The following is a 26,745-nucleotide window of genomic DNA, read 5'->3' as shown; positions in this document are numbered from 1 at the left end:
TCGCCCGCTGCTCGCTCAGATGCCTCTGGAAACGCCGAAGGCGGCTCCCCCGGAGGGGAACCGCCTTCTGCGTGGTGGGGGGCAGGACTAGAAGTCCATGCCTCCGGTGGGGTCGCCGCCCGCGGCGACCGGGTTCTTCTCGGGCTTGTCGGCGACGACGGCCTCCGTGGTGAGGAAGAGACCGGCGATCGACGCCGCGTTCTGCAGAGCGGAGCGCGTGACCTTGACCGGGTCGATGATGCCCGCGGCGATGAGGTCGACGTACTCGCCGGTCGCGGCGTTGAGGCCGTGTCCGGTGGGCAGCTCGCGGACCTTCGCAGCGACGACGCCGGGCTCCATGCCCGCGTTGAGGGCGATCTGCTTGAGCGGGGCGTCGATGGCGACCTTGACGATGTTCGCGCCGGTCGCCTCGTCTCCGACGAGCTCGAGCTTCTCGAAGGCGAGCTTGCCGGCCTGGATGAGGGCGACGCCACCACCGGCGACGATGCCCTCCTCGACGGCGGCCTTCGCGTTGCGGACGGCGTCCTCGATGCGGTGCTTGCGCTCCTTGAGCTCGACCTCGGTCGCCGCTCCGGCCTTGATGACCGCGACGCCGCCGGCGAGCTTCGCGAGGCGCTCCTGGAGCTTCTCGCGGTCGTAGTCGCTGTCAGTGTTCTCGATCTCGCCGCGGATCTGCGCGACGCGGCCGGCGATGGCCTCGGCGTCGCCGGCACCCTCGACGATCGTGGTCTCGTCCTTGGTGATGACGACCTTGCGGGCCGAGCCGAGCAGGTCGAGGGTGACGTTCTCGAGCTTGAGGCCGACCTCCTCGGAGATGACCTGGCCGCCGGTGAGGATCGCGATGTCCTGGAGCTGCGCCTTGCGACGGTCGCCGAAGCCGGGGGCCTTGACGGCGACCGACTTGAAGATGCCGCGGATCTTGTTGACGACCAGGGTCGCCAGCGCCTCGCCGTCGACGTCCTCGGCGATGATCAGCAGCTGCTTGCCCGCCTGGATCACCTTGTCGACGACCGGGAGCAGGTCCTTGATGTTCGAGACCTTGGAGTTGACGATGAGGATGTAGGGGTCCTCGAACACCGCCTCCTGGCGGTCGGGGTCGGTCACGAAGTACTGCGACAGGTAGCCCTTGTCGAAGCGCATGCCCTCGGTGAGCTCGAGCTCGGTGCCGAAGGTGTTCGACTCCTCGACGGTGACGACTCCCTCCTTGCCGACCTTGTCGATCGCCTCGGCGATGATCGCGCCGATCTCGGGGTCCGCGGCGGAGATGGAGGCGGTCGCCGCGATCTCCTCCTTGGTCTCGATCGCCTTCGCGCCGGCGATGAGCTCGGCGGTGACGGCCTTGACGGCCTTCTCGATGCCCTTCTTGAGGCTGATCGGGTCGGCGCCGGCCGCGACGTTGCGCAGGCCCTCGCGGACGAGCGCCTGAGCGAGGACGGTCGCGGTGGTGGTTCCGTCGCCGGCGACGTCGTCGGTCTTCTTGGCGACCTCCTTGACGAGCTCGGCGCCGATCTTCTCGTACGGCTCGTCGAGTTCGATCTCCTTGGCGATGGAGACGCCGTCGTTCGTGATGGTGGGAGCGCCCCACTTCTTCTCGAGGACGACGTTGCGGCCGCGCGGGCCGAGGGTCACCTTGACCGCGTCGGCCAGAGTGTTGAGTCCACGCTCGAGGCCGCGGCGGGCTTCTTCGTCAAAAGCAATGATCTTGGCCATGTGTGTTTCTCGTCCCTCCCGGACGTCGTGAAATGTCTGTGCTGGCACTCGACCGGAGCGAGTGCCAAGGTCGATTCTGGCACTCGCGGTGGACGAGTGCAAGCGACCGGCACGCGCTCCGACACGAAGGAGCCGCCGCCCGCACGAGGCGGACGACGGCTCCCGGGAGGCTCGGCGGTCAGGCCGGGCGGACCGATTCGGCCTGGGGGCCCTTCGACCCCGTGCCGACCTCGAACGCGACCTGCTGCCCCTCCTCGAGGACCTTGTACCCCGACATGTCGATCGCGGAGTAGTGGACGAAGACGTCCTGTCCGCCGCCGTCGACCGTGATGAAGCCGTAGCCCTTCTCAGCGTTGAACCACTTGACGGTTCCGTTCGCCATCTCTGTACTCCCCAGTGCTGTGATGCCCGCGGCACGAGCGATGTGCTGGTGCCTGGTCAGGAATACTAATCCGGCTATAGGCCCCGGGAGCGGCTGGAAAGGGCCTCGCGGGGAAGAGTTGCCCGGGATTCAACACGGAGGAAACGTGCCCGTAACAGAGGGCCCCGATCAGCCCTGCTCGGACGCGTAATCGGCCCCCAGGACCACGACGACGGAGCCCGTCTCGACGAAGTCCTGCGAGAGCAGGACGGTCCCCGTTCCGAGCGAGTCGACGAGACCGAGGGCCGCTCCCTCGAGCGCCGGGTCGCTGAAGTAGACGGTCGTGGCGGCGATGTCCTCGGTGTTCGCGTTCGCGACGGTCGGGACGCTCCAGCCGGCCGTCGTCAGGGCGTCGCCGGCGCTGGCGGCGAGTCCGACGGTGGCGGTGCCGTTGAGGACGGCGACGGCGAGCTCGGGATCGAGCGTCGCGGCGGCGGTCGGGGTCGCCTCCGCGGTCGCGGTGGGCGGAGTGAAGACGTCCGTGAACTGCACCCGGTCGTCGATGACCAGCAGCCCGATGAAGCCGAGCAGGACGATGACTCCGGTGGCGAGCGCGGCCCAGGCGAGGGCGACCGCGCGGGCGTGAGGGGCCGGCGGCCGGCGGTGGGCGCCGACGCGCGCCTCCGTCGCCGGGACCTCGTCGAAGCGGTCTCTCGGGTGCGTGTTCGACATCGGGGGTACGGCCGGCCTTCCGTTGGTGGACTCGAGCAGCTCGTCTACTCGAGGCGCCCGAGGCGTCGCGAGGCGCGGGCGCCGGCGCGCTGGTCGCGGATGCGCTGCAGCCGCGTGACGAGCATCGGGTCGTGCGCGAGGGCGGCCGGAGAGGCGAGCACCGCGCTGAGCACCTGATAGTAGCGGGCGGCCGACAGTCCGAACTGGGAGCGGATCGCGTCGTCCTTGTCCCCGGAGCGGGCCGTCCACTCGCGCTCGAAGGCGAGCACCCGCAGCTCGCGCTCGGACAGACCGGTGCCCGGTCTCGGGTCCGTCGTCCTGCTCATCCCTCCAGGGTAGGCAGGCGCGACGCCACCGCCGGGGAGGCGCTCCGAACGGCTCGTGACCGCGTCGCGGCGTGCCGGCGGGGAGTCTCCTCCAGAGCCCGCGGAGGCGGAATGGAGCCGTCGTCCCGGGGGTTGGACCAGGTGGAGGGGCGCGACCGCCCCCGTACACTGACGAGGATTCCGAGGGAGACCCATGTCGTCGTATTCCGTGAACAAGTCCGACGCCGAGTGGCGCGAGGAGCTCGACCGCGACCAGTACGCGGTCCTGCGCGAAGCGGCCACCGAGCGCCCGTGGACCGGCGAGCTGCTCGACGAGCACCGCTCCGGCCTCTACACCTGTGCCGCCTGCAACGCCGAGCTCTTCAAGAGCGGCACCAAGTTCGACTCCGGCTGCGGCTGGCCGAGCTTCTACGAGTCCGTGAACCCGGACGCGGTCCAGCTGATCGAGGACAGCACCCTCGGCATGGTCCGCACCGAGGTCCGCTGCGCGAACTGCGGATCCCACCTGGGACACGTCTTCCCCGACGGCTTCGGCACGCCCACCGGCGACCGCTACTGCATGAACTCGATCGCCCTGAACTTCCAGGCCGAGGGCGAGTGACCGTGTCCTCCTCCCCCGTGCTCGAGGCCGTCCTCGCGCGCCGATCGCGCTCGAAGGTGACGCCGGAGGCTCCGGGGCACGACGAGATCGCGGCGTTCGTCTCGGCGGCGTCGCGTCTCGCCGATCACAGCTCGTTGCGCCCGTGGCGGGTCATCGAGATCCGCGGCGCCGCCCGCGACCGGGTCGGCCGCAGCTTCGCGGTCGCCTCGGGGGCGAAGAAGGACCCGCGGAAGTACATCGAGAAGACGCACCGCGCCTCCCTGCTGCTGGCCGTCGTGGTCAGCGTCAAGAAGTCGAAGGTGCCGGCCTGGGAGCAGGAGGCCGTCGCCTCGGGCGTCGCCCACCTCCTGAGCCTGCTGCTCGACGAGGCGGGCTGGGGTGTCTTCTGGCGCACCGGCTCCTACACGCGCGACAAGGCCGTGCGGAAGGCGCATCGCCTCGAGAAGGGCGAGGAGCTGCTCGGCTGGCTCTACGTCGGCCGTCCCGACGGGAAGATCGGCGGCCCCAAGCGTCCCGCTCCCGCCGAGCGGCACCTCAGCATCCTCGAACCGTGAGACGCGGCGGGCCCCGATCCGGGCGGATCCGGGGCCCGCGATAGGGTGGCCGGGCGCGCGAGCGCACCTGCCGACGTGGCGCAATTGGTAGCGCACCCGACTTGTAATCGGGCGGTTACGGGTTCAAGTCCCGTCGTCGGCTCAGGAGAGAAGAAGGCCCCGACCGCGCTGTGCGGTCGGGGCCTTCTTCATGCGCGGGGCTCCTGCGCGTCCGGGGCTCAGCCCGCGGCGGCCGGAGTGGGCTCGGAGGAGGCCGGAGCCTCGGTGGAGACCGGGGCCTCGGTGGAGACCGGGGCGTCGCCGGGAGCCGGGGTCTCGGTCGACGCGGGCGTCTCGGTCGAGGCGGGCGTGTCGCTCGGCGCCGGGGTCTCGGAGGAGGTGGGCGCGGGAGTCGCCGACGAGTAGGAGTCGGCGGCGGCCGAGAGCACGAAGGAGCTGAAGGCGTCCGGGTCGGTCAGCGAGCCCGAGTACGCCTCGCCGTTGACCAGGACGGTCGGGGTGCCCGTGACTGCGGGCACGTCCGTGCCGGGCAGCGGACCCGAGGTGGCGCGCTCGGTCGCGGCGCGGACCCAGCTCACGAAGCTCTGGTCGTCGATGCAGGTGTTCACGGCCGCCGTGTCCTCGACGCCCGCCTGCGAGGCGTAGTCCTTCAACTGGTCGTCCGAGAGTCCGTCTGTCCCCTCCGCCGGCTGGTTGGCGAACAGCAGGGAGTTGAAGTCGAAGAAGGAGTCGGGCGAGCGGTCCGCGACGCACGCGGCGGCGTTGGCCGAGCGCTCCGAGTACTTGGTTCCGTTGGAGCGGGTCGTGAGGATGGCGATCGGGTGGATCTCGACCGTCGCGGCACCGCTGGTCACCCACTCCTTGATCTGGTCGCCGTTGGTCTTCTCGAACTGGCCGCAGTAGGGGCAGAGGTAGTCGAGGTAGACCCGGATGTCGACCGTGCCGGCCGAGGTGTCGAGCGCGCTGGGGGTGGACGTCCCGTCGGCGGCGACGGCACCGCTCGTCTGCGCGACCATGTTCTCGCCGATGACGACACCGTCGCTCGCCATGTTCGCCGGGCCCGGGCCCGCGGGGCGGATGCTCGAGGTGACGGCGAAGACCACGATCACGACGACCGCGATCACGACGGCGGCGAGCCCGCCCTGCAGGGCGAAGCGGCTCACGCGGTCGCGGCGCTTCTGCTGCTCGCGCAGGCGGCGCGCCTTCTCTCGGGCGGCCTCTCGTCGCTGGTTCTTCGAGAGACGGTCGTTGGCTCCGCCGGTGGTCATGACAAGAACGCTCCGAATGAGAGAGGGGGAAGAAGGGGGTCGCCGGGCGCGACTCGCCGGAATCCTACGCGCGAGCCCTGGGAAACCTCCAAACGACGGATACGCGGTGCCCGACCGACGACTGTCGGCCCCGTGGCATACTGTGACGGTTGGTCGGAGTCGCCCACGCGATGATGACCATCACTTCCATTCACTCGGATCGTCCGGCACGTACCTGCCGGTGAAGGAGCAAGAACAATGGCGTCCGTAACTTTCGACCACGCGTCCCGCGTCTACCCCGGGGCCACTCGCGCCTCCGTCGACAAGCTCAACCTCGAGGTGGGCGACGGCGAGTTCCTCGTCCTCGTCGGCCCCTCCGGCTGCGGCAAGTCCACCTCCCTGCGCATGCTCGCCGGCCTCGAAGAGGTCAACGAGGGCCGCATCCTCATCGGCGACCGCAACGTCACGGACGTTCCGCCGAAGGACCGCGACATCGCGATGGTCTTCCAGAACTACGCGCTGTACCCGCACATGTCGGTCGCCGAGAACATGGGCTTCGCGCTCAAGATCGCCGGCGTCAACAAGGACGAGCGCGCCGCGCGGGTCCTCGAGGCCGCGAAGATGCTCGACCTCGAGCCCTACCTGAACCGCAAGCCGAAGGCGCTCTCCGGTGGCCAGCGCCAGCGCGTCGCGATGGGCCGCGCCATCGTCCGCAAGCCCCAGGTGTTCCTCATGGACGAGCCGCTGTCGAACCTCGACGCCAAGCTCCGCGTGTCCACCCGCACCCAGATCGGCACGCTCCAGCGCCGCCTGGGCATCACCACGGTCTACGTCACCCACGACCAGACCGAGGCGCTCACCATGGGCGACCGCATCGCGGTCCTCAAGGACGGCCTCCTCCAGCAGGTCGGCTCGCCCCGCGACCTGTACGAGAACCCGAACAACGTCTTCGTGGCCGGCTTCATCGGCTCGCCCGCGATGAACCTGTTCCACGCGGACGTCGCCGACGGCGGCGTCAAGTTCGGCGACACCGTCCTCCCGATCGCCCGCGAGGCGCTCGCGAAGACGAGCCAGAAGGTCGTCACGCTCGGCGTGCGACCCGAGGACGTCACCGTCTCGACCCAGCCCGGCGGACTGCCGATCGAGGTCGACCTCATCGAGGAGCTCGGCTCGGACGGCTACCTCTACGGCCACACCGAGGTCGAGGGCCGCCGCACCGACATCGTCGCGCGCGTCGACGGCCGCGTGCACCCGACCGCGGGCGACCGCGTGTACGTGACCGCGAACCACCGCGTGCACATCTTCGACGCGGAGTCGGGCGAGCGCCTCTCCTGAGCCTCCTCCTGCACCGCACGCTGCCGCCGTCCCCTCCAGGGCGGCGGCAGCGTCGTCTGCGGCTCCCCCACCGTCCGACACGCGACACGAACGGCGCATCATGTCCGGCTCCCTGAACATCACCTCGGCCACCGTCGACCCGGCCCTGCTCGACCTGCCGTGGAACCTGCGGCTCGACGACTGGCCCGACGAGTACATCGCCGCCCTGCCGAAGGGCATCTCGCGGCACACGGTCCGCTTCGCCCACCTCTCCGGTCACGTCGTCGCCGTCAAGGAGACGACCGCCGAGATGTCGCGGCGCGAGTACGAGATGCTGAAGACGCTGCAGCGCCTCGACGTGCCGTGCGTGGTTCCGGGCGCGGTGATCACGAACCGCACCGACGACGAGGGCGAGGCCCTGCCCGCCGTGCTGGTCACCCGTCACCTCAAGTTCTCGCTCCCCTACCGGGCGCTCTTCTCGCAGACGCTGCGGCCGGACACGGCGACCCGTCTGGTCGACGCGCTGGCGCTCCTCCTGGTCCGCCTGCACGTGATCGGCTTCTTCTGGGGCGACGTGTCCCTTTCGAACACCCTCTTCCGGCGCGATGCCGGCGCCTTCGCCGCCTACCTGGTCGATGCGGAGACCGGGCAGCTCTACTCGGGCGGCCTCTCGAACGGCCAGCGCGAGAACGATCTGGAGATCGCCCGCGTCAACATCGCCGGCGAGCTGCTCGACCTCGAGGCCGGCGGTCGCGTCGACGACGACCTCGACCCGATCACCGTCTCCGACGGCATCGTCGCGGCGTACCGCAGCCTCTGGAAGGAGCTGACCGGTGCCGAGTCGTTCGCGACGTCGGAGCGCTGGCGGATCAACGACCGCGTGAACCGGCTGAACGAGCTGGGCTTCGACATCGAGGAGCTCGCGATCAAGACCGACGAGGCCGGGTCCACGGTGCGGATCCAGCCGAAGGTGGTCGACGCCGGCCACCACCAGCGGCGGCTGCTCCGTCTCACCGGGCTGGACGCGCAGGAGAACCAGGCGCGGCGCCTGCTCAACGACCTCGACTCGTACACGGCGACCTACGACAAGCAGGGCCTGGACGAGGAGATGGTGGCGCACGAGTGGCTGGCGCAGGTGTTCGAGCCGGTCATCCGCTCGATCCCCCGTGATCTCAAGGGCCGCCTGGAGCCGGCCGAGATGTTCCACCAGCTGCTCGAGCACCGCTGGTTCATGTCGCAGCAGCAGGCGCGCGACGTCCCCCTGGCGGAGGCGGTCACCGCCTACGTGAACGACATCCTGCGTCACCGCCGCGACGAGGCGACGGTCATCGCTCCTCCCACCGAGGCGCTGACCCTCCCGAACCTCGTCCTCGACGAGTCCGGCGACGCCGAGCTCACCGACGAGGACGCCGACGTCGACTGGACGAAGAACGTCTGACCCCCCACCACCGCAAGAGGGCCCGCGCTGTCAGCACGGGCCCTCTTCGCATCCCCCCGGCTCGCTCGCCGCAGGCGGCGCACTCGGTCCGCTCGCCGCAGGCGGCGCCCCTGTCCGCTCGCCGCAGGCGGCGCCTCTGACATCCAGACCCATAGCGCGGGTGCCGGCGCGGTGAGCTGCAAGGCGGAGGAGGAAGCGATACCGGCGGTATCGCGCCCGACGACAACGCCGCAGATCGCCGTGCCGGCGCCCGCGCTACTCGGAGGCGGAGCGGAGTTTGGAGATCTCGTAGAGCGCGACCGACGCCGCGATCCCGGCGTTGAGGGATTCGGTGGCGGAGCTGATCGGGATGGAGACGACGGCGTCGCACTGCTCGGTGACGAGGCGGGAGAGGCCCTTGCCCTCGCTGCCGACGACGACGAGGAGCGGCCGGTCGGCGAGTTCGAGGCCGGGGAGCATCACGTCGCCGTCGCCGTCGAGTCCGATGACGAAGACGCCCGCGCGCTTGAAGTCCTTGATCATGGCGGTGAGGTTGGACGCCATCGCGACGGGGATGCGTGCGGCGGCTCCGGCGGAGGTCTTCCAGGCGGCGGAGTTGAGGCCCACGGAGCGGCGCTGCGGGACGATGACGCCCTGTCCGCCGAACGCGGCGACGGAGCGGATTATCGCTCCGAGGTTGCGCGGGTCGGTGATGCCGTCGAGGGCGACGAGGAGGGGGACCGCTCCGCGGGAGACGCTGCGCTCGAGCAGGTCGCTCGGGTGGGCGTACTCGTAGGGCGGCACCTTCAGCACGAGGCCCTGGTGCACGGAGTCGGGCCCGGCGAGGCGGTCGAGCTCCGGGCGCATGACCTCGAGCACGGGAAGGCCGCGGGCGGTGGCGATCTTGAGCGCCTCCTTGACCCGGTCGTCCATCTCGATGCGGGTCGCGAGGTAGAGGGTGGTGGCCGGGATGCTGGCGCGCAGCGCCTCGAGGACCGAGTTCCGGCCCGTCACCATCTCGAAGTCGTCGCCGCTCTTGGGCTTGCGCGACGGGGCGGGGCGCCCCTGTCCGCGGGCGGCCGCGGAGAGGGCTCCGCCGGGACGGCCCTTTCCGCCGGCGGCGACGAAGCGCTCGCGCGCCAGCTTCGCCTTGCCTGCGGGGTGGTAGGGCCGGTCCTCGGCCTTGGGCGTGGGCTTCTTGCCCTCGAGGGCCTGACGGCCCTGACCGCCGGAACCGACGGCCTTGCCCTTGCTCTTCTTTCGGACCGCTCCGGGGCGGCCGGGCTTATTCGCCATCGAGACTCCAATGCGCACCCGTCTGGGTGTCTTCGATCGTGATTCCCGCCGCGGCGAGATCGGTTCGGATGCGGTCGGCGCTCGCCCAGTCGCGCTGCTCGCGCGCGGTCTGGCGTTCGGCGACCAGGCGGTCGACCAGCACGCTGAGCGCGCGGTACGAGGGTTCGTCGTCGGAGCGCGCCCACTCGGGCGCCTCCGGGTCGATGCCGAGCACGGCCGCCATCGCGAGCACCTGGGTGCGCAGGGCCGAGACGGAGCCGAGGTCCTCGGCGTCGAGGGCGGCGTTGCCGGCGCGCACGGTCTCGTGCAGGACGCCGATGGCCTGCGGGACGGACAGGTCGTCGTCCATCGCCTCGGCGAACTCCTCCGGAACCACCGGCTCGCCGAGCGCGGCGAACCGCGTGCCGTCGAGGCGGCGGCGGGAGCGCTCGAGGAAGCCCTCGATCCGCTCCAGCGCCGCTTCGGCCTCCTCGAGGGCCCCGTCGTGGAACTCGAGGGTGGAGCGGTAGTGGGCCGAGCCGAGGTAGTAGCGGACGACGAGCGGGCGGGCCGCTTCGAGCAGCTCGGAGGCGAACACCGAGTTGCCGAGCGACTTGCTCATCTTCTGGCCGGTGACGGACACGAGGCCGTTGTGCAGCCAGTAGCTGGCGAAGGCGTGGCCGGCGGCGCTGGACTGGGCGAGCTCGTTCTCGTGGTGGGGGAAGCGCAGGTCGAGCCCGCCGCCGTGGATGTCGAACTGGGTGCCGAGGTACTTCGTCGACATCGCGGAGCACTCGATGTGCCAGCCGGGGCGGCCGGCGCCCCACGGCGAGGCCCAGGCGGCCGACTGGGGCTCCTCCGGCTTGGCGCCCTTCCAGAGAGCGAAGTCGTGCGGGTCGCGCTTGCCGCGCGGGTCGGCGTCGGTCGCCGCCTCCATGCTCTCGAGGCGCTGGTGGGTGAGTGAGCCGTAGTCCGGCCAGGACCGCGTGTCGAAGTAGACGTCGCCGGAGTCGTCGGGCGCCGGGTAGGCGTGACCGCGCTCGATCAGGGTCTGGATGAGCGTGATCATCTCGGCGATGCTCGCGGTCGCGCGCGGCTCGTAGGTCGGCGGGAGGATGCCGAGGGCCGTGTACGCGGCGGTGAACTCGAGCTCGACGCGGTAGGCGAGCGCCCACCACTGCTCGACCGGCGCACCCTCGGGCACCCGACGCCGCGCGTCCTCGGCGATGGCGAGGATCTTGTCGTCGATGTCGGTGACGTTACGCACCAGGGTGACCTGGAAGCCGCGGTACGCCAGCCAGCGGCGCAGCTGGTCGTACGCGAGGGCGGAGCGCAGGTGCCCGATGTGGGGCGAGGACTGAACGGTGGGTCCGCAGACGTACATCCCGACCTCGTTCTCGCGGAGGGGGACGAAATCGACGAGGGCCTGGGCCTTCGAGTCATGCAGTCGCAGAGTCACGCGGGCGAGTTTACCGGGCGGACCGCTCCCGGCCGGGTCGGCGGCTCCGCCCGGGGACTACCGGGCGACAGCGGGGGTGGGGAGGACCAGTGCCGTCGCGGTCGCGGCGACCCCCTCGCCCCGGCCGGTGAAGCCCAGCGCGTCCGAGGTGGTGGCGGCGACGCTGACCGGTGCGCCGAGCAGCTCCGAGAGCAGCCTCTGCGCCTCCTCGCGCCGCGGCGAGAACTTCGGGCGGTTGCCGATGAGCTGCACCGAGACGTTGCCGATGGCGAAGCCGGCGGCCTCCACCAGCTCGCGGGTCGCGCGGAGGAAGACCTCGCCGTGGGCGTCCGCGAAGCGCGGGTCGGCCGTGCCGAAGCGGGAGCCGATGTCGCCGAGACCCGCCGCCCCCAGGAGCGCGTCGCAGATCGCGTGGGCGACCGGGTCGCCGTCGCTGTGCCCGGACAGGCCCCGCTCCCCCGGCCAGTGCAGCCCGGCGAGCCAGAGCGGCGACGCGTCGTCGAACGCGTGCACGTCCGTGCCGATGCCGACGCGCGGCACGACGACGGCGGGTGGCGGTGCGAGCACCTGCTCCGCGCGGGCCAGGTCCCAGGCGGTGGTGATCTTGAAGGCGAGCGGGTCGCCCGCGACGACGATCGAGGGACTGCCGCGCGAGGCGAGGAGCGCCGCGTCGTCGGTGAAGTCCTCCTCCGCCGAGGCGTAGGCCTCGTCGAGGAGCGCGCGCGGGAAGCCCTGCGGCGTCTGCACCGCGGCGAGCTCGGAGCGGTCCACCGTGCCGAGGATCCCGCCGTCGGCGCGGATGCGCTTGATCGTGTCGGTGACCGGCAGCCCCGGGATCACTCCGCCGCCCGTCTCCCGGACCGCCGCGATCACCCGCTCGAACTGGTCGACGGGCGTGAGGGCGCGGGCGGCGTCGTGCACGAGCACCGTCTCGACGGCCGGACCGAGCGCCCGGAGCCCTCGAGCGACCGACTCCTGGCGGCTGGCGCCTCCGGCGACGACGCTGACGGAGCCGTCCGGGGCTCCGGCGGCGTGCGTCAGAGCGGCCGTCTCCTCGAGGAGGGCGGCGGGAGCCACGACGACGATCTGGACCGGCTCCGCGAGCAGCAGCACCGTGCGCAGGCTGCGCTCGAGGATCGTCCTCCCCGCGCAGTCGACGTAGGCCTTGGGGCGCTCGCGGCCGAGCCTCGTGCCGCTGCCGGCGGCGACGACGACGACGGCCGCGGTCGGCGCGCCGGCCGGACCGTTCAGGATGCGAGGACCTCGTCGAGGAGCACGGAGGCGGCGTCCTCGTCGGTCTTCTCGGCCAGGGCGAGCTCGGAGACGAGGATCTGGCGGGCCTTGGCGAGCATGCTCTTCTCCCCCGCCGAGAGGCCGCGGTCGCGGTCGCGGCGGGTGAGGTCGCGGACGACCTCGGAGACCTTGACGACGTCTCCGGACCCGAGCTTCTCGAGGTTGGCCTTGTAGCGGCGCGACCAGTTGGTCGGCTCCTCGACGACCTCGGCGCGCAGGACCTCGAACACGCGCTCGACGCCATCGCGGCCGATGACGTCGCGGACGCCGACCAGGTCGACGTTGTCGGCGGGCACCTCGATGACGAGGTCGCCCTGCGCGACGCGGAGCTTCAGGTACGTCTTCTCCTGGCCCTTGATCGTCCGGGTCTTCACCTCGGCGATCGTGGCGGCTCCGTGATGGGGGTAGACGACCGTCTCTCCGACCTCGAACTGCATGCGACGTCCTTTCAGCGGCGGAAAGATTACCATGCGCGCCGAGCGGGACGGGAGTCCGGACGGGCGGAGCCGCGGTGCTCGCTACGCTAGCCTGGTGTCGGCTCGTGCACAGTGAAGTCGCCCTGTCCGGGGCGAGCGGGGCCGACGATCTGGAGGTTCCTGTGAAGGCGCGTATCGCTGCATCCGTCGTTCTCGCGGTCGGCGTCGCCCTCGCTACCGCCGGCTGCAACCTCGTCGCCCCGCAGGCGACGCGCAAGATCTACGACCCGAGCGACGGAGTCGGCGCGACGATCGGCGATCTCGCCATCCGCAACGCGATGATCGTCTCGGACGACGGCGAGGCCGGCACCCTGATCGTGACGCTCGTGAACTCCACCGATGAGGCGCTGAGCGTCGAGGTGCAGTACGAGGGCTCCGCGGGCCGCACCAGCGACACCGTCGACGCCGTCCCCGGCCGTACCGAGGTCCGCCCCGACAGCACCGAGGCCGTCCAGATGGATGACATCGACACGATCCCCGGCGGCCTGCTCCCCGTCTACTTCCAGTACGGCTCCGAGCAGGGCAAGGAGCTCCTCGTCCCCGTCCTGACGAACGCCCTCGAGGCCTACTCGACGCTGACCCCCGCGCCCTCCGCGACGCCGACCGTCACCCCGACGGCCGACCCCGCCCGGACCGCGCTCCCCACTCCGACCGCCGAGCCCGGCGTCGACGCTCCCACCGCGGAGTAGCCCCCTCCGCCCTCGAGGGCCGTCCACCCCGGTGGGCGGCCCTTCGTCGTCCCCGCAGGTCTCGATCCGCCGACTCCGTCGGCCACTCGACCACCATTCGCGCGACGTCCGGCTGCGCGCGTCTCGATACACCGACTCCGCCGACCACTCGAGCACCACGCCCTGAGCGACGCCCCCGCCCGGCTCGTCGCGAAGCGACGGCCCCACCCTCGACGGCTCGTCCCACAGCGACGGCCCTACCCCATCCGGCTCGTCGCGCAGCGACGGCCCCGCCCCTCACCCCTCCAGCACAGGGTTGATCGCGGGTCCTGGCGGGGTGAGCTGCAAGGCGGAGGAGGGCGCGATACCAGCGGTATCGCAACCGACGACAACGCCGCAGATCGCCCCGCCAGGGCCCGCGATCAAGCGTCGAAGCGGTAGCCGAGGCCGCGGACAGTAACCAGGAGCACCGGTTCCTTCGGCGTCTTCTCGATCTTCGAGCGGATGCGCTTGACGTGGACGTCGAGGGTCTTCGTGTCGCCGAAGTAGTCGCTCCCCCAGACGCGGTCGATGAGCTGGCCGCGGGTGAGGACGCGGCCCGCGTTGCGGAGGAGCATCTCGAGGAGCTCGAACTCCTTGAGGGGCATCGGGGTCTCGACGCCGTCGACTTCGACCGTGTGGCGTTCGATGTCCATGCGGACGGGGCCGGCGACGACGATCCGCTCCTCGCCGGGCTCCTCGGTGCGGCGTCGGAGGACGGCGCGGATGCGGGCGAGCAGTTCGCGGGTGGAGTAGGGCTTGGTGACGTAGTCGTCGGCGCCGAGCTCCAGGCCGACGACGATGTCCACTTCGGAGTCCTTGGCGGTGACCATGATGATCGGGACGGAGGAGCGGGTGCGGATCTCGCGGCAGACCTCGGTGCCGGGCATTCCGGGCAGCATGAGGTCGAGGAGGATCAGGTCGTAGTCGCCCTCGTCGAAGGCGGCGACGGCGCGGTTGCCGTCCTCGGCGACGGTGACGTCGTAGCCCTCGCGTTCGAGCAGGTAGCTGAGGGGCTCGCTGAGGGCGCTCTCGTCCTCGACGAGCAGGATGCTGGTCACGCGTGTTCTCCTATCGGGGCGGTCGCCGCGAAGGGCGTCCGGGCGGGGTCGGCTTCGGGGAGCCGGATGGTGAAGGTGGAGCCGCGGCCGGGCTTGGACCAGACGCGGACGTCGCCGCCGTGGTTCTGCACGGCGTGCTTGACGATGCTGAGGCCGAGGCCGGTGCCGCCGGTGTGGCGGGAGCGGGCCTGGTCGACGCGGTAGAAGCGCTCGAACACCCGGTCGAGGTCCTCCTCCGGGATGCCGATGCCCTGGTCGGTGACGGCGATCTCGACGACTCCGCCGGTGGAGCGGACGCCGATGCCCACGCGGGAGCCGGCGGGCGAGTACTGGATGGCGTTGGCGAGGAGGTTGTGCAGCGCCGAGACGAGCATCTTCTCCTGCCCCACGACGTAGGCCTTCTTCATCCCGCCCTTGACCAGGGTGACGTCGTGCGACTCCGCCATGACGTGGGTGGTCTCGAGCGCCGCCGTGACGACGTCGTCGACGCGGATGATCTCGGCGGAGCCGGCGACGTCGGCGGCCTGGAGGCGGGAGAGCTCGATGATCTCGCGGGTGATCTTCGCGAGGCGGTGCGACTCCTGGGTCAGCCGGTGCGCGAAGCGGCGCACCTGCTGGGGGTCGTCGGCGGCGGAGTCGAGGGCCTCGGCGAGCAGGCCGACGGCGCCGATCGGGGTCTTCAGCTCGTGGGAGATGTTGGCGACGAAGTCCCGGCGGACGGCCTCGAGCCGGCGCGCCTCGGTGTGGTCCTCGGCGATGACGAGGACGTAGCGGGAGCCCAGGCGGGTCGCGTGGACGACGAGCGTCACGGCGGCGTCGGAGAGCGGGCTGGTCGCGAGCTCGAGGTCCTGGACGATGTCGTCGCCGAAGCGGCGGACGCGGTCGACGATGGCGGCGAGGTCGGGGTGGAGCAGCGTGTCCTGCGAGACCAGGCCGAGCGCGACGGCGCGGGTGGACGCCTTCAGCACGTTGTGCGACGGGTCGGTCACGAAGGCGGGCGAGCCGACGGCGTCGATGATCGCCTCGATCCCCTCGGGGAGCCCGACCGAGATCACGTCCTGCGCGATGCGGCCCTGGCGGGCGGCGAGCGTGAGCACGGTCGTCAGAAGGATCCCGATCGCGACACCGAGAACGAGCGACAGAACCACGATCAAGCCCGAATCCACGGACCCAGGCTAACCATCCACCGGGCGTCCCCCTACCGGACGCCCGTCGATCCTCCGGGGGTCGAGTACTGTTCAAACGCCCGGCACCGTCCGTTAACCTGCCGTGGTCATCATGACTGCGCCTGCGCCCACGGAGTGCAGTCGCAGCGGCGTGCGAGGTGCTCGCCGCAGATCCGGCGCCGTCGTCCGCGCGCGCCGTAGAGAGGGTCGAACACAGATGCGCGAAGTTTTCCAGCAGGAGCTGGCCGAGGTCCAGGAACGACTCGTCGAGATCTCCGGACTCGTCGAGATCGCCATCGAGAAGGCGACCCAGGCGTTCAACCACTCCGACGTCACCCTCGCGGAGGAGGTCATCGCGAGCGACGCGCGCATCGACGAGTTGGCCATCAGCCTCGACGAGCTCGCGATCGACATCCTCGCCCGGCAGAACCCGGTCGCCCGCGACCTGCGGATCGTCGTCTCGGCGCTGCGTATCAGCGCGTCGCTCGAGCGGATGGGCGACATCGCCGAGCACATCGCCCAGCTCTCGCGCTATCGCTTCCCCGACAAGGTGGTCCCCAAGAGCCTGCGTCCGACGTTCGTCGAGATGGGCCGCCTCGACGTGGTCGTCGCGCACAAGCTGACCGACCTGCTCCGCTCGCAGGACCCGCGCATCGCCGAGGAGATCCGCGACGAGGACGACAAGATCGACGAGCTGCACGTCAGCGTCTTCGACAAGGTGCTCAGCGAGGCGTGGAAGGGCCAGGCCGCCGACACCGTCGACGCGACCCTCGCCAGCCGCTACCACGAGCGCTTCGCCGACCACGCCGTGTCGATCGCCAAGAAGGTCCAGTACCTGATCTCGGGCGACTACTCCTAGTCGACACCTCGGGCTCCGGCCCGTCTCACCGTCCGGCCCGCAGGAACGAGCGTCTCCTGCGGGCCGGACGTGTCCGTGCGCTCCGCCTCCGGGGCTACGGGAACGGCCCGGCGGAGTCGAGGACTCGGGCGGGCCGTTCACGCGTGCGGGGCGGTGCTACTTCTTGGCGCCCTGGGCGGCGACGGCGGCGGCACCGGCGGCCGCGGCCTCGGGGTCGAGGTAGCGCGCCTCCCCGATCGGCTCGAAGTCCTCGTTCAGCTCGTAGACGAGCGGGATCCCGGTCGGGATGTTGAGCTCCGCGATGTCCGAGTCCGAGATGCCGTCGAGCGTCTTCACCAGCGCGCGGAGGGAGTTGCCGTGCGCGGTGATCATGACGGTCTTGCCCGAGGCGAGGTCCGGCTTGATGTCGGACTCCCAGTACGGGAGCATCCGCTCGATCACGAGCTTCAGCGACTCGGTGCGGGGCAGGGCGTCGCCGAGGTCGGCGTAGCGCTCGTCGTGCGCCTGCGAGTACTGGTCGTCGTCGTCGAGCGGGGGCGGCGGCACGTCGAAGGAGCGGCGCCAGGTCTGGAACTGCTCGGGGCCGTACTCGGCGAGGGTCTGCGCCTTGTCCTTGCCCTGCAGGGCGCCGTAGTGGCGCTCGTTGAGGCGCCAGGAGCGCTTGACGTCGATCCACAGGCGGTCGGCGACCTCGAGGGCGATGTTGGCGGTCTGGATCGCACGCGTCTGGCGCGACGTGTAGACGATGTCGGGGTGCAGGCCCGCCTCGGTCAGCAGCTCGCCGGCGCGGGTGGCCTCCGCGACTCCCTGCTCGGTCAGGCGCACGTCGACCCAGCCGGTGAAGAGGTTCTTCTGGTTCCACTCGCTGTTGCCGTGGCGCACGAGGATGAGGGTGTAGGTCTCGGACATGCGTCCAGCTTAGAGGCGGCCCCCTCGCCCGCGGATACGCTGGAGAGCATGCCCATCGGAGCCGTCACCCGCGGAACGACGGGCACGAACCGCCTCCGCCGGGTCGACCGCCGGCTCGCCGAGCTGCCCGTCCTGCGCAGCACCGCCTCCCCGCTCGTCGTCGATCTCGGCTTCGGGGCGAGCGCGGTCACCACGCTCGAGCTGCACCGCCGGCTCGTCCGGGCCGCGCCCGACGTCGAGGTGCTCGGCCTCGAGATCGAGCCCGCCCGGGTCGACACCGCTCGACGCCAGCTCGCCCGGGTGAGGGAGGGCGGCACGCCGTTCCCCGCGGACGCGCGCGTGCGCTTCGAGCGCGGCGGCTTCGAGGTTCCCCTGCCCGCGGGGCGGCGGGCGGGCGTCATCCGCGCCTTCAACGTGCTCCGCCAGTACGACGAGGACGCGGTGGAGGGAGCCTGGGCGACGATGACGGACCGCCTGCAGCCCGACGGCGTCCTGGTCGAGGGCACCTGCGACGAGATCGGCCGCATCTGCACCTGGATCGAGGTCGGCCGGGAGGGCCCGCGCTCGCTGACCCTCTCGCTCCGGCTCGCGGCGATCCCCTCGCCGATGACGGCGGCCGAGCGCCTGCCGAAGGCCCTCATCCACCGCAACGTGCCCGGCGAGGGCGTGCACGCCTTCCTCTCCGCCCTCGAGCGGGCGTGGACGCTGAACGCCCCTCTCGCCGTCTACGGTCCGGGTCAGCGCTGGATCGCGGCGGTCCGGGACCTCCGGCCGGAGTGGCCGGTCCTCGGCGGGCCGCGGCGCTGGCGCCTGGGCGAGGTGACGGTCGCGTGGGAGGCGGTCGCCCCCTCCTCCTGAGCGCCGGGCCTGAGCACCGGACCTCCTGAGCCCTAGGCGAGCGGGGGCAGGGCGGCCCGAGCCTCGGCGGGAGCGGCGCCGGTCGCCGTGAGCAGGTCGACGACGAGCGGGCGAAGCAGGACGAGCACCGTCTTCTCGGCGAGGCGCGCCTCCGGGATCAGCCGCTGGGGGTCGAGCGTGGTCGCGAGCAGCACGAGGTCCTGACGCGCCAGGGCGAGCACCGACGGATCGGCGACCGCGCGGCCGAGCAGCGCGATGCCCGGGCCGAGGGCGGCGACCGCTCCGGCGAGCGCCGGCCGCGGGGCGCCGTCCCCGACGAGGAAGTCGGTGCGGCGCGCGACGATGCGCAGATTCCGGGTCGCGAGGTCCAGCGCGGACAGCATCACGGCCTGGCGGGAGAGCTCGCCGCGGTGCCGACGGACGAACGGCGAGATCCGGGCGACGCCGGTCGCGGAGTCGAGCGCCGCGGTCCAGCCGTCGATGACCGGCTGCGTCCCGCGGATCCGCTCGAGGGCTGCGGTGGACGCCGAGGAGTCGCCCCGGCGGAGCGCCTCGGCCAGCTCCTCCACGGTCCGGCTGAGCGCGGTGAGGAGCCGGTGCGCCTCGGCCCGCGCTGTGCGCAGCGGCGGGCGGGGCACGATCGCCGTGCAGAGCAGCGCCGCGAGCCCGCCGATCAGGCCGTCGACGCTCCGGGTGAAGACGCCTCCGTCCGGCGCAGGGAGGACCATCACCAGCATCGCCTGGGTCCCGGCGGCCACGGCGAACCCCGGCGAGGGCGAGAGGGCCCGGCCGAGCGTGAAGACGATCGCGAGGACGACGGCGAGCTGCCAGACGCCGCTCCCCCACAGCAGGAGCAGGACCTCGCTGGCCGTGATGCCGATGAGCATCCCCGTCGCTGTCTCGGCCACCTGCTTGGGGCGGGTGTCGCGCGCGATGCCGAGGCTCGAGATCGTGGCCGTCAGCGCCAGCACCGGCGCGGGGTGCCCGAGGAGGAAGTGCGCGACGGAGTAGGCGAGGGTCGCCGCGAGCACGATCTGCAGCACGGCGGGGAGCGACGCCCCCGCGCGGGCGAGGGCGCGCGCGGGACTCAGCTCGGGGGTCCGGACGAGACCGCGCAGCCGCTCGGCCGCCCGGCCCCGCTCGGCGGGACGTGCGGCCACCACGGCGTGGCCTACCTGGTCGTCGCCCCGAGGCGGGGCAGGCGGGGCACTCCCGCCTCCGCTCCGGCTCCGGGCGGGACCACGACCTCCTGGGCCGCGGCCACGCGCGAGTCGCCGGCCAGCACGGTCAGCTCGAGGTCCACCGGGACGCTCCGCTTGACGACCGCGAGGGCGACCGGTCCGTCCTCGTAGTGCCAGGCGCTGGAGGTGACCGTGCCGACCTCGACCGGCTCGCCGCCCTTGAGCGCCGTGACGACGTCGCCGTGGGCGGGGAGGACCGAGTCGGAGCCGTCGAGCTGCAGCAGGACCAGGCGCCGCGGCGGGTGCCCGAGGTTGTGCACCTTCGCCACCGTCTCCTGGCCCCGGTAGCAGCCCTTGGCGAGATGCACGCTCGAGCGGAGGAGGTCGAGCTCGTGCGGGATGGACCGCTCGTCGACCTCCGTCGCGTGGCGCGGGCGCCAGGCGGCGATGCGCAGGGCCTCGAGGGCGTCGACCCCGGCGAGGGCCACTCCCACCCCGACGGCCGTCTCCGTGAGGGCCTCGAGGGCCGCTCGCGGGACCAGGACCTCGCGGAGCTCCCAGGAGGCCCCGGGGTGCTCTGTGGTCAGCGCGTACTGCCAGCCGCCCGGCTGGACCTGCGACCACGGGTCGCTCCAGACGACGGGCTCCTCGGCCAGGGACAGGGCGAGCGTCAGGGCCGGCCCGTCGCCGAGGGCGGCGAGGGTCGCGAAGTCGTCGGTGCGGTCGGCGACCTCGACGCGGAGCATGAAGCGCATCCGGTCGAGCCAGGCGGCCAGGCCGGCCGTCTCGTCGCGGTCGAGCAGGAGCCAGGCGGTCTCGCCGTCGTCGACGAGGCGGATGACGTGCTCGATCCGGCCGGTCGGGTCGAGCAGGAGCGTCTCGGCCGACGCGCCGGGAGCGAGGCGCGAGACGGCCTGGCTGGTGAGCGAGTCGATCCAGGTGAGGCGGTCCGGCCCCGTCACGGTCACGACGCCGCGGCCGGAGAGGTCGACGAGCGCGGTGCCCGCGGCGAGAGCGCGCTGCTCGCGGAAGGGCTCGCCGTAGTGGGCGGCGACGCCGGGCTCGGCGGCGCTCGTCGTCGCGACGGCGCCCGGGGCGGCCAGGAGCGGGGAGGGCGCGTCAGTCGACACGGGCGAGCCGTCCGGAGGAGTGGGTCCGCAGGCCCTGGCCGAGCGCGGCGATGTCCCACGCCCAGAGCAGGTGGTCGTCGACCAGGCCGTAGAGGCGCGTGGCGGCGGCGTAGTCCTTCGCCGCGGCGGTGCGCATCACCGCGTCGGTCGCGAGGTCGATCCGAGGCCCCTTGACCTGACCGAGGTAGAGCTCGCTGACCCCGTCCGGGTGCACGAGCGAGACCTCGATGTCGAACCCGCCGGCGGCGTTGCGCAGCGTCTCGACGGACTCGGCGTCGGGGAAGGCGGGTGCGCCGCGACCGGGCAGCATTCCCGGGCCGGCGTCGGAGTCGGTCAGCGCGCGGCTGAGGCGCCAGTAGCCCGTCTCGGTGACCAGGGGCCGGGGCGCCTCCTCGGCGCCCTCCTCGATCAGCCACGTGTAGGAGTTGTAGTTGAGGTACGGGAGGCCGTCGTAGCTGAAGCTGATGCGATGGCCGAACTCGGCCTGGACGGAGTCGTCGCCGATCGTGTAGTCGATGACGCCCGAGCCCTCCCAGACGCCGAGCAGCCAGGACAGCGGGACGAGCTCGGGCGGCAGGCCCGACGGAAGCGAGATCACTCGGGCTCCGGCGGCGGCTAGCGCTGGCCGCGGTAGAGCTTGTAGACGACCACGCCGGAGACCCACGCGATGGCGAGGGAGGCGAGCCCGAGCAGACCGAGGTAGAAGAGTTCCAGGGCGAGAAGCATGCGCTCATCCTACCCGCCGCCTCCGACGCCGGGGCGGGGCGGACGCGGCCGCTCAGGCGGTGCGGATCCGGGCGCTCGGGACGGGAGGGCGCGACTGCTCAGGCGGGGAGGAGGAGGGCGATCCCGCTCGCGACCGCGACCACGGCCATCGCTCCGACGATGCTCGTCATCGCGCGGAGGAGGTACCCCTCGGCGCGGGCCACGGCGAGCTGCACCGCGAAGGTCGCGAGCACGCAGCCGCCGAACGTCAGCGCGAGCCAGAGCTGCCGGGACTCCGGAGCGGCGATCGCCAGCGTCAGCACGGAGCCCGCGAGTGCGAGCGCCCAGACGACTCCGATGCCCACCCGATCCCTGCCCATCCGACAATTGTGCCCCAGGCGGACGCCCCTCCCGGCCCGCCGCTAGTATTGCGGGCAGACCAGTTCTGGAGGATCCGTGGCGCAGTTGTTGATACTGACCTCGGCGGGAGGCGCCGAGGTGCTCCCCGCACTGGGGCTCCTCAGCCACCGGACCCGGCAGATCCCCGCGGAGCCCGCCCAGCTCGTGAACGCCCCGAGCTGCGATCTGATCCTGGTCGACGCGCGGCAGGACCTCGCCAGCGCCAAGTCGCTCTGCAAGATCCTCACGACCACGGGCATCAACGTCCCCCTCATCCTGATCCTCACGGAGGGCGGGCTCACGGCCGTCTCGGCCGACTGGGGCGTCAACGACGTCATCCTCGACTCGGCCGGCCCCGCCGAGGTCGACGCCCGCATCCGCCTGGTGATCGGCCGGCTGGCGCAGGAGCAGTCGACCTCGCGCATCCAGGCCTCGGGCGTCGTGATCGACGAGGCCAGCTACTCCGCCAAGGTGCACGGGCGCCCGCTCGACCTCACCTTCAAGGAGTTCGAGCTCCTCCGCTTCTTCGCCACGCACCCCTCGCGCGTCTTCACCCGCGAGCAGCTGCTGAGCGAGGTGTGGGGCTACGACTACTTCGGCGGCACCCGCACGGTCGACGTGCACGTGCGGCGCCTCCGCGCGAAGCTCGGCGACCTGGAGTCGCTGATCGGCACGGTCCGCAACGTCGGATACCGCTTCAACGTGTACGAAGAGGACAATGAGCGAGTCGCTCAACCTGTCCGTTGAGGATCTGGCCGATCCCGCGGTGGCGGCCGGCCTCGAGCACCTGATCGGGCGCGCCGCCTGGTTCGACCACCAGCCCCCCTTCAGCGACCAGACCCTCGTCGACGCCCGGGCCGGCTCGCGCACCCTCCTCGTGGGGCTGCGCGCCGACGTGGTCGTGGCGGCGGCGATCCTCGGGCAGGGCGAGCTGGAGTTCGTCGTCGATCCGGAGTGGCGCGGGGTCGGCTTCGGCACCGCGACCCTCGAGCAGGTCCTCGCGGGCGGCCGGACGGGCCTGCTCGCCTGGGCGCACGGCGACCACCCCGCCGCCCGGGCCCTCGCGGCCTCCCACGGCTTCGCACCGGTTCGCACCCTCCTGCACCTCGAGCTCGAGCCGCTCGCCGCCCCCGAGGTCCGCGTCCCCGAGGGCGTCGTCCTCTCGGACGCCCGCGACCTCGCTCCGGCCGAGTGGATCGCCCTGAACGCGCGGATCTTCGCCGCGCACCCCGAGCAGGGGCGGATGACGGAGGAGGACCTGGCGGCCCGCCGCGCCGAGCCGTGGTTCGACGAGGGCGACTTCCTCCTGCTCCGCGACGCCGACGGCACGCTCCTCGGCTACGACTGGCTCAAGATCGAGCCCGGATCGACGACCGGCGAGATCTACGTCCTCGGGGTCGCCCCCGAGGCGGCCGGACGGGGACTCGGCCGCACCCTGCTGAACGCCGGGCTCGCGCGGATGCTCGAGCGCGGCTGCACCACGGCCGACCTCTACGTCGAGGCCGAGAACCGGTCGGCGGTGGCGCTCTACCGCTCGCTCGGGTTCACGGACGCCTCCGTCGACGTGCAGTACCTGCAGCGCGCCGCGCCGCTGCGCTGAGCCGGCACTCCTCCACAGGGCCTCCCCCGGCCCCGTTCATCCGGCATTCACGAGCGGCGGCGCGGAGCGGACGGACGCGGTGCCAGGATGGTCGCATGGACGGCGACAACCTGCTTCTCGAAGACGGTCTCAGCGATGACCTCGACGACGACTTCGACGACGAGGAGGAGCACTCGGACCCGCTCCTCCCCGACAACCGCTACCTCGACCGGGAGCTGAGCTGGCTCGCGTTCAACCAGCGCGTGCTCGAGCTCGCGGAGGATCCACTGGTTCCGGCGCTCGAGCGGGCGAACTTCCTGGCGATCTTCTCGTCCAACCTCGACGAGTTCTTCATGGTCCGGGTCGCCGGCCTCAAGCGCCGCATCCTCACGGGGCTCGCCCTGCCGACGAACATCGGCCGCGTGCCGGTCGACGTGCTGACCGACATCTCGGAGAAGGCGCACCTGCTGCAGCAGCGCCACTCCCGAGCGTTCAAGGAGCTCGTCGAGCCCGCCCTGCGCGACGGCGGCATCGACCTCGTCCGCTGGGACGAGCTGAGCGACGCCGAGCGCACCGTGCTGGACGACTACTTCTCGGCCCAGGTGTTCCCGGTGCTGATGCCGCTCGCGGTCGACCCGGCGCACCCGTTCCCCTACATCTCCGGCCTCTCGCTCAACCTCTCGGTGCGGGTGCGGAACCCGAAGACGCAGAAGGTCGAGTTCGCGCGCCTCAAGGTGCCGCAGATGCTCCCCCGCTTCGTGCGGATCGCCGGAGTCGCGGCGCCGGGCGAGCCGATGCGGTTCATCTCGCTCGAGGACCTGATCGCCAACCAGCTGGACGACCTGTTCCCCGGCATGGAGATCCTCGACCACCACGTGTTCCGGGTGACGCGCAACGAGGACGTCGAGGTCGACGAGGACGAGACCGAGAACCTGATCAAGGCCCTCGAGAAGGAGCTGCTGCGCCGCCGGTTCGGCCCGCCCATCCGCCTCGAGGTCACCGACGACATGGACGACGAGACGCTGGGCCTGCTGGTCCGCGAGCTCGACATCACGACGCAGGAGGTCTACAAGCTCCCGGCCCCGCTCGACCTCAGCGGGCTCTTCAGCCTGCAGAAGATCGACCGCCCCGACCTGAAGTACCCCAACCACGTCCCGACGACGGCGGTGCAGCTCTCGCCCAGCGAGCCCAACCAGCGGCAGGACGTCTTCAAGGCCGTCTCCCGCGGCGACGTGCTCCTTCACCACCCCTACGAGTCCTTCGCGACGAGCGTGCAGTCGTTCCTCGAGCAGGCGGCGGCCGATCCGGACGTGCTCGCGATCAAGCAGACGCTCTACCGCACCTCGGGCGACTCCCCCATCGTCGAGGCGCTCATCGACGCGGCCGAGTCGGGCAAGCAGGTGCTCGCCCTGGTCGAGATCAAGGCGCGCTTCGACGAGCAGGCGAACATCTCGTGGGCGCGCAAGCTCGAGAAGGCGGGCGTGCACGTGGTCTACGGGCTCGTCGGGCTGAAGACCCACTGCAAGCTCGCGCTCGTCATCCGCCAGGAGAAGGGCGGAGTGCTCCGCCACTACTCCCACATCGGCACCGGCAACTACAACCCGAAGACCTCGCGCATCTACGAGGACCTCGGACTCCTGACGGCCGACCCCGAGGTCGGCAAGGACCTCACGCGTCTGTTCAACGAGCTCTCGGGCTACGCGATCGAGAAGAAGTTCAAGCGCCTGCTCGTCGCGCCGCGCCACCTGAGGAAGGGCCTGCTCAAGCGGATCGCCGCCGAGACCGAGAACGCCCGCGCGGGGCGCCCCTCGGGCATCCGGATCAAGGTCAACTCGATCGTCGACGAGTCCGTGATCGACGCGCTCTACCGCGCCAGCCAGGCCGGCGTGCCGGTCGACGTGTGGGTGCGCGGCATCTGCGGGCTGAAGCCCGGCCAGGAGGGGCTCTCCGAGACCATCCGCGTGCGCTCGATCCTCGGCCGCTACCTCGAGCACTCCCGCATCTTCAGCTTCGTCAACGGCGGCGAGCCGGACGTCTTCATCGGCAGCGCCGACATGATGCACCGCAACCTCGACCGCCGCGTCGAGGCTCTGGTGCGGATCGTCGAGCCGGCGCACCTCAGCGAGATCGACGACATGTTCGAGCGGGCGATGGACGAGCGGACCGCCTCCTGGTGGCTCGGCCCGGACGGCGACTGGACGCGGCACCACCTCGACGAGGAGGGCGCACCGCTCGCCGACCTGCAGAACCAGCTGATGCAGCACATCACCCATCGCAAGCGCGCGGCGACACGGTCCGCCAACCGGGCCTCCAGCCGCTGACGCCCGTGACGGGCACCGTCTACGCAGCAGGAGCGGTGTGCTGGCGGATCATCGAGGGCCGCCCGCACATCCTCGTGATCCACCGGCCGCACCGCCGGGACGTCAGCCTGCCCAAGGGCAAGGTCGACGCGGGCGAGTCCCTCCCGGAGACCGCGGTCCGCGAGATCCGCGAGGAGACCGGGCTCTCGGTGGCGCTCGGGGTGCCGCTGGGGTGCACCGAGTACACGCTGCCGAGCGGGCGCCCGAAGGCCGTCTACTACTGGGCGGCGCAGGTGACCGAGAAGGCCGTCCTGGCGTCCGACTTCCTCCCGAACGACGAGGTCGAGGCGCTCGAGTGGGTGACGCTCAAGCGGGCCCGGAGCTACCTGACCTATCCGCACGACGTGACGATCGTCGACGAGTTCGCCCGGATAGCCGCACGCGGTGCGCTCGAGACCTTCGCGATCGTGGTCCTGCGGCACGCGAAGGCGGTGCCCGCCTCCTCCTGGGACGGCCGCGACTCCACCCGCCGCCTCACCGGGCGCGGCCGGGTCGAGGCCGCTGCCGCCGCTCAGGCCGTGGCCGCCTGGCGCCCGCGCCGCCTCGTCTCGAGCACCGCCAAGCGCTGCCGGTCGACCATCGCCCCGCTGTCCGGTCTGGTCAGGAAGCCGGTCAAGCTGCGCGACGACCTCAGCCAGGAGGCGCACGAGCAGGGCACCGCCGACGTCCGCGCCCTGGTCGGCAAGCGGGTCCGCGCCCGCCGCACCGCCGTCCTCTGCAGCCACCGGCCGGTGATCCCCGAGATCCTGCGCGAGATCGCCCTCGCCACGGCGACCCCTCTCGGCGCCTACCTCGACGAGGCGGCAGCGCTCCCGACCGGGGGCTTCGCCGTGGTGCACCTCTCCACCGGCCACCCCGGCTCCGGCATCGTCGCGATCGAGACGCACACGCCGCTGGCCTGACCGCCCGGGCGCGCTGCGTGACCGGCTCGACGGGTCCGTCCGCACCGGGCCGGTCGCGCCGCCGGGACGCGCCCGACGCACCGCGCCTTCCCCGCCGCCCCGTCGCTCCGCAATCCCCGAGGCGGACCCGTTCACCGCGCGTTCACCGAGCGGTCGGTGCCAGG

General features: G+C 71.8%; 27 protein-coding genes and 1 tRNA gene. 12 read left to right on the top strand and 16 right to left on the bottom strand.

The features are described from left to right. Positions 1-87 precede the first annotated feature (87 nt). From groL to C5C10_RS05685, 4 genes are all read right to left on the bottom strand, one after another. Entirely contained in the window at positions 88-1,710 is a 1,623-nt protein-coding gene (gene groL / locus C5C10_RS05700; protein ID WP_104224600.1) for a chaperonin GroEL, read from the bottom strand. Between the two features lie 178 nt (positions 1,711-1,888). Further along, positions 1,889-2,092: a cold-shock protein gene (locus tag C5C10_RS05695; protein ID WP_104224599.1), complete on the bottom strand. Its 204-nt coding sequence runs from the start codon at positions 2,090-2,092 to the stop codon at positions 1,889-1,891. 168 nt (positions 2,093-2,260) lie between these two features. Continuing rightward, on the bottom strand, positions 2,261-2,803 hold the full coding sequence (locus C5C10_RS05690; protein WP_104328764.1) for a LytR C-terminal domain-containing protein: 543 nt from the start codon (positions 2,801-2,803) through the stop codon (positions 2,261-2,263). Positions 2,804-2,847: 44 nt separating this feature from the next. Further along, positions 2,848-3,129 (bottom strand): DUF3263 domain-containing protein, encoded by a 282-nt coding sequence (locus C5C10_RS05685; protein ID WP_104224597.1) that lies wholly within the window; start codon positions 3,127-3,129, stop codon positions 2,848-2,850. A 193-nt stretch (positions 3,130-3,322) separates the two neighbouring features. Here C5C10_RS05685 and msrB point away from each other — a divergent pair, with 193 nt between their 5' ends. The 3 genes from msrB (at position 3,323) to C5C10_RS05670 (ending at position 4,426) form a co-directional block, all read left to right on the top strand. Next, the gene (gene msrB / locus C5C10_RS05680) at positions 3,323-3,730 is read left to right on the top strand and encodes a peptide-methionine (R)-S-oxide reductase MsrB (protein WP_104255437.1); all 408 of its coding nucleotides are present in this window, start codon (positions 3,323-3,325) and stop codon (positions 3,728-3,730) included. Next, positions 3,727-4,284, top strand: coding sequence for a nitroreductase family protein (locus tag C5C10_RS05675; protein ID WP_104226480.1), 558 nt, complete (start codon positions 3,727-3,729; stop codon positions 4,282-4,284). The genes msrB and C5C10_RS05675 overlap by 4 nt, the downstream gene beginning before the upstream one ends. Positions 4,285-4,353: 69 nt before the next feature. After that, positions 4,354-4,426, top strand: a tRNA-Thr gene (locus C5C10_RS05670). 76 nt (positions 4,427-4,502) lie between these two features. Here the strand turns inward: C5C10_RS05670 and C5C10_RS05665 are convergent. After that, the gene (locus C5C10_RS05665) at positions 4,503-5,552 is read right to left on the bottom strand and encodes a thioredoxin domain-containing protein (RefSeq protein ID WP_104328763.1); all 1,050 of its coding nucleotides are present in this window, start codon (positions 5,550-5,552) and stop codon (positions 4,503-4,505) included. Between the two features lie 237 nt (positions 5,553-5,789). On the opposite strand from C5C10_RS05665, the gene C5C10_RS05660 reads away from it, so the two are divergent. Together C5C10_RS05660 and C5C10_RS05655 are read left to right on the top strand one after the other, a co-directional pair. After that, positions 5,790-6,866: an ABC transporter ATP-binding protein gene (locus C5C10_RS05660; RefSeq protein ID WP_104328762.1), complete on the top strand. Its 1,077-nt coding sequence runs from the start codon at positions 5,790-5,792 to the stop codon at positions 6,864-6,866. Positions 6,867-6,966: 100 nt separating this feature from the next. After that, positions 6,967-8,283: a DUF4032 domain-containing protein gene (locus C5C10_RS05655; protein WP_104226481.1), complete on the top strand. Its 1,317-nt coding sequence runs from the start codon at positions 6,967-6,969 to the stop codon at positions 8,281-8,283. A gap of 255 nt (positions 8,284-8,538) precedes the next feature. Here C5C10_RS05655 and rlmB read toward each other — a convergent pair whose 3' ends face one another. The 4 genes from rlmB to C5C10_RS05635 are packed head-to-tail and all read right to left on the bottom strand — an operon-like array spanning position 8,539 to position 12,726. Then, positions 8,539-9,558: a 23S rRNA (guanosine(2251)-2'-O)-methyltransferase RlmB gene (rlmB, locus tag C5C10_RS05650; RefSeq protein ID WP_104224591.1), complete on the bottom strand. Its 1,020-nt coding sequence runs from the start codon at positions 9,556-9,558 to the stop codon at positions 8,539-8,541. Further along, positions 9,548-10,996, bottom strand: coding sequence for a cysteine--tRNA ligase (cysS, locus tag C5C10_RS05645; protein WP_104328761.1), 1,449 nt, complete (start codon positions 10,994-10,996; stop codon positions 9,548-9,550). The genes rlmB and cysS overlap by 11 nt, the downstream gene beginning before the upstream one ends. A 57-nt stretch (positions 10,997-11,053) precedes the next feature. Continuing rightward, complete coding sequence (gene ispD / locus C5C10_RS05640) at positions 11,054-12,250, bottom strand: 2-C-methyl-D-erythritol 4-phosphate cytidylyltransferase (RefSeq protein WP_181073405.1); 1,197 nt, start codon at positions 12,248-12,250, stop codon at positions 11,054-11,056. Next, positions 12,244-12,726, bottom strand: a complete 483-nt coding sequence (locus tag C5C10_RS05635; protein WP_104226484.1) for a CarD family transcriptional regulator — start codon at positions 12,724-12,726, stop codon at positions 12,244-12,246. The genes ispD and C5C10_RS05635 overlap by 7 nt, the downstream gene beginning before the upstream one ends. 161 nt (positions 12,727-12,887) lie before the next feature. Between C5C10_RS05635 and C5C10_RS05630 the strand changes: the two genes are divergently transcribed. Beyond that, a complete protein-coding gene (locus C5C10_RS05630; protein ID WP_104224588.1) occupies positions 12,888-13,454 on the top strand; it encodes a hypothetical protein in 567 nt (188 codons plus the stop codon). 401 nt (positions 13,455-13,855) lie between these two features. Here the strand turns inward: C5C10_RS05630 and C5C10_RS05625 are convergent, their stop codons facing one another. Next, a complete protein-coding gene (locus tag C5C10_RS05625; protein ID WP_104227263.1) occupies positions 13,856-14,533 on the bottom strand; it encodes a response regulator transcription factor in 678 nt (225 codons plus the stop codon). Continuing rightward, complete coding sequence (locus C5C10_RS05620; RefSeq protein WP_104224692.1) at positions 14,530-15,699, bottom strand: cell wall metabolism sensor histidine kinase WalK; 1,170 nt, start codon at positions 15,697-15,699, stop codon at positions 14,530-14,532. Before C5C10_RS05620 ends, C5C10_RS05625 begins: the two co-directional genes overlap by 4 nt. Before the next feature lie 217 nt (positions 15,700-15,916). Between C5C10_RS05620 and phoU the strand changes: the two genes are divergently transcribed. Next, positions 15,917-16,558: a phosphate signaling complex protein PhoU gene (gene phoU / locus C5C10_RS05615; RefSeq protein WP_104224693.1), complete on the top strand. Its 642-nt coding sequence runs from the start codon at positions 15,917-15,919 to the stop codon at positions 16,556-16,558. Positions 16,559-16,714: 156 nt separating this feature from the next. On the opposite strand, the gene C5C10_RS05610 is transcribed toward phoU, so the two are convergent. Continuing rightward, the gene (locus C5C10_RS05610) at positions 16,715-17,467 is read right to left on the bottom strand and encodes a phosphoglyceromutase (protein WP_104224694.1); all 753 of its coding nucleotides are present in this window, start codon (positions 17,465-17,467) and stop codon (positions 16,715-16,717) included. 48 nt (positions 17,468-17,515) lie between these two features. On the opposite strand from C5C10_RS05610, the gene C5C10_RS05605 reads away from it, so the two are divergent. Continuing rightward, positions 17,516-18,325 (top strand): class I SAM-dependent methyltransferase, encoded by an 810-nt coding sequence (locus C5C10_RS05605; protein WP_104328760.1) that lies wholly within the window; start codon positions 17,516-17,518, stop codon positions 18,323-18,325. A gap of 32 nt (positions 18,326-18,357) precedes the next feature. Here C5C10_RS05605 and C5C10_RS05600 read toward each other — a convergent pair whose 3' ends face one another. The 4 genes from C5C10_RS05600 to C5C10_RS05585 form a co-directional block, all read right to left on the bottom strand. After that, positions 18,358-19,488, bottom strand: a complete 1,131-nt coding sequence (locus C5C10_RS05600; RefSeq protein WP_104227265.1) for an aromatic acid exporter family protein — start codon at positions 19,486-19,488, stop codon at positions 18,358-18,360. A gap of 8 nt (positions 19,489-19,496) precedes the next feature. Further along, positions 19,497-20,636, bottom strand: a complete 1,140-nt coding sequence (locus C5C10_RS05595) for a folate-binding protein YgfZ (RefSeq protein WP_104328759.1) — start codon at positions 20,634-20,636, stop codon at positions 19,497-19,499. Beyond that, entirely contained in the window at positions 20,626-21,234 is a 609-nt protein-coding gene (locus C5C10_RS05590) for an FABP family protein (protein WP_104224698.1), read from the bottom strand. The genes C5C10_RS05595 and C5C10_RS05590 overlap by 11 nt, the downstream gene beginning before the upstream one ends. Before the next feature lie 226 nt (positions 21,235-21,460). Next, the gene (locus C5C10_RS05585; RefSeq protein ID WP_146076503.1) at positions 21,461-21,721 is read right to left on the bottom strand and encodes a hypothetical protein; all 261 of its coding nucleotides are present in this window, start codon (positions 21,719-21,721) and stop codon (positions 21,461-21,463) included. Between the two features lie 76 nt (positions 21,722-21,797). On the opposite strand from C5C10_RS05585, the gene C5C10_RS05580 reads away from it, so the two are divergent. From C5C10_RS05580 to C5C10_RS05565, 4 genes are all read left to right on the top strand, one after another. After that, entirely contained in the window at positions 21,798-22,487 is a 690-nt protein-coding gene (locus C5C10_RS05580; RefSeq protein WP_104224700.1) for a winged helix-turn-helix domain-containing protein, read from the top strand. Beyond that, the gene (mshD, locus tag C5C10_RS05575; protein WP_104328758.1) at positions 22,459-23,340 is read left to right on the top strand and encodes a mycothiol synthase; all 882 of its coding nucleotides are present in this window, start codon (positions 22,459-22,461) and stop codon (positions 23,338-23,340) included. The genes C5C10_RS05580 and mshD overlap by 29 nt, the downstream gene beginning before the upstream one ends. Before the next feature lie 95 nt (positions 23,341-23,435). Further along, a complete protein-coding gene (locus C5C10_RS05570; RefSeq protein WP_104224702.1) occupies positions 23,436-25,640 on the top strand; it encodes an RNA degradosome polyphosphate kinase in 2,205 nt (734 codons plus the stop codon). Positions 25,641-25,645: 5 nt separating this feature from the next. Next, on the top strand, positions 25,646-26,581 hold the full coding sequence (locus tag C5C10_RS05565) for an NUDIX domain-containing protein (RefSeq protein ID WP_104224703.1): 936 nt from the start codon (positions 25,646-25,648) through the stop codon (positions 26,579-26,581). The last annotated feature ends 164 nt before the right edge of the window (positions 26,582-26,745 follow it).

It is taken from the genome of Rathayibacter sp. AY1A3 (genome assembly GCF_002930975.1).
Lineage (GTDB): Bacteria > Actinomycetota > Actinomycetes > Actinomycetales > Microbacteriaceae > Rathayibacter.
The sequence above is the reverse complement of the archived record's forward strand: the minus strand, read 5'-3'. Positions and strand labels throughout refer to the sequence as shown.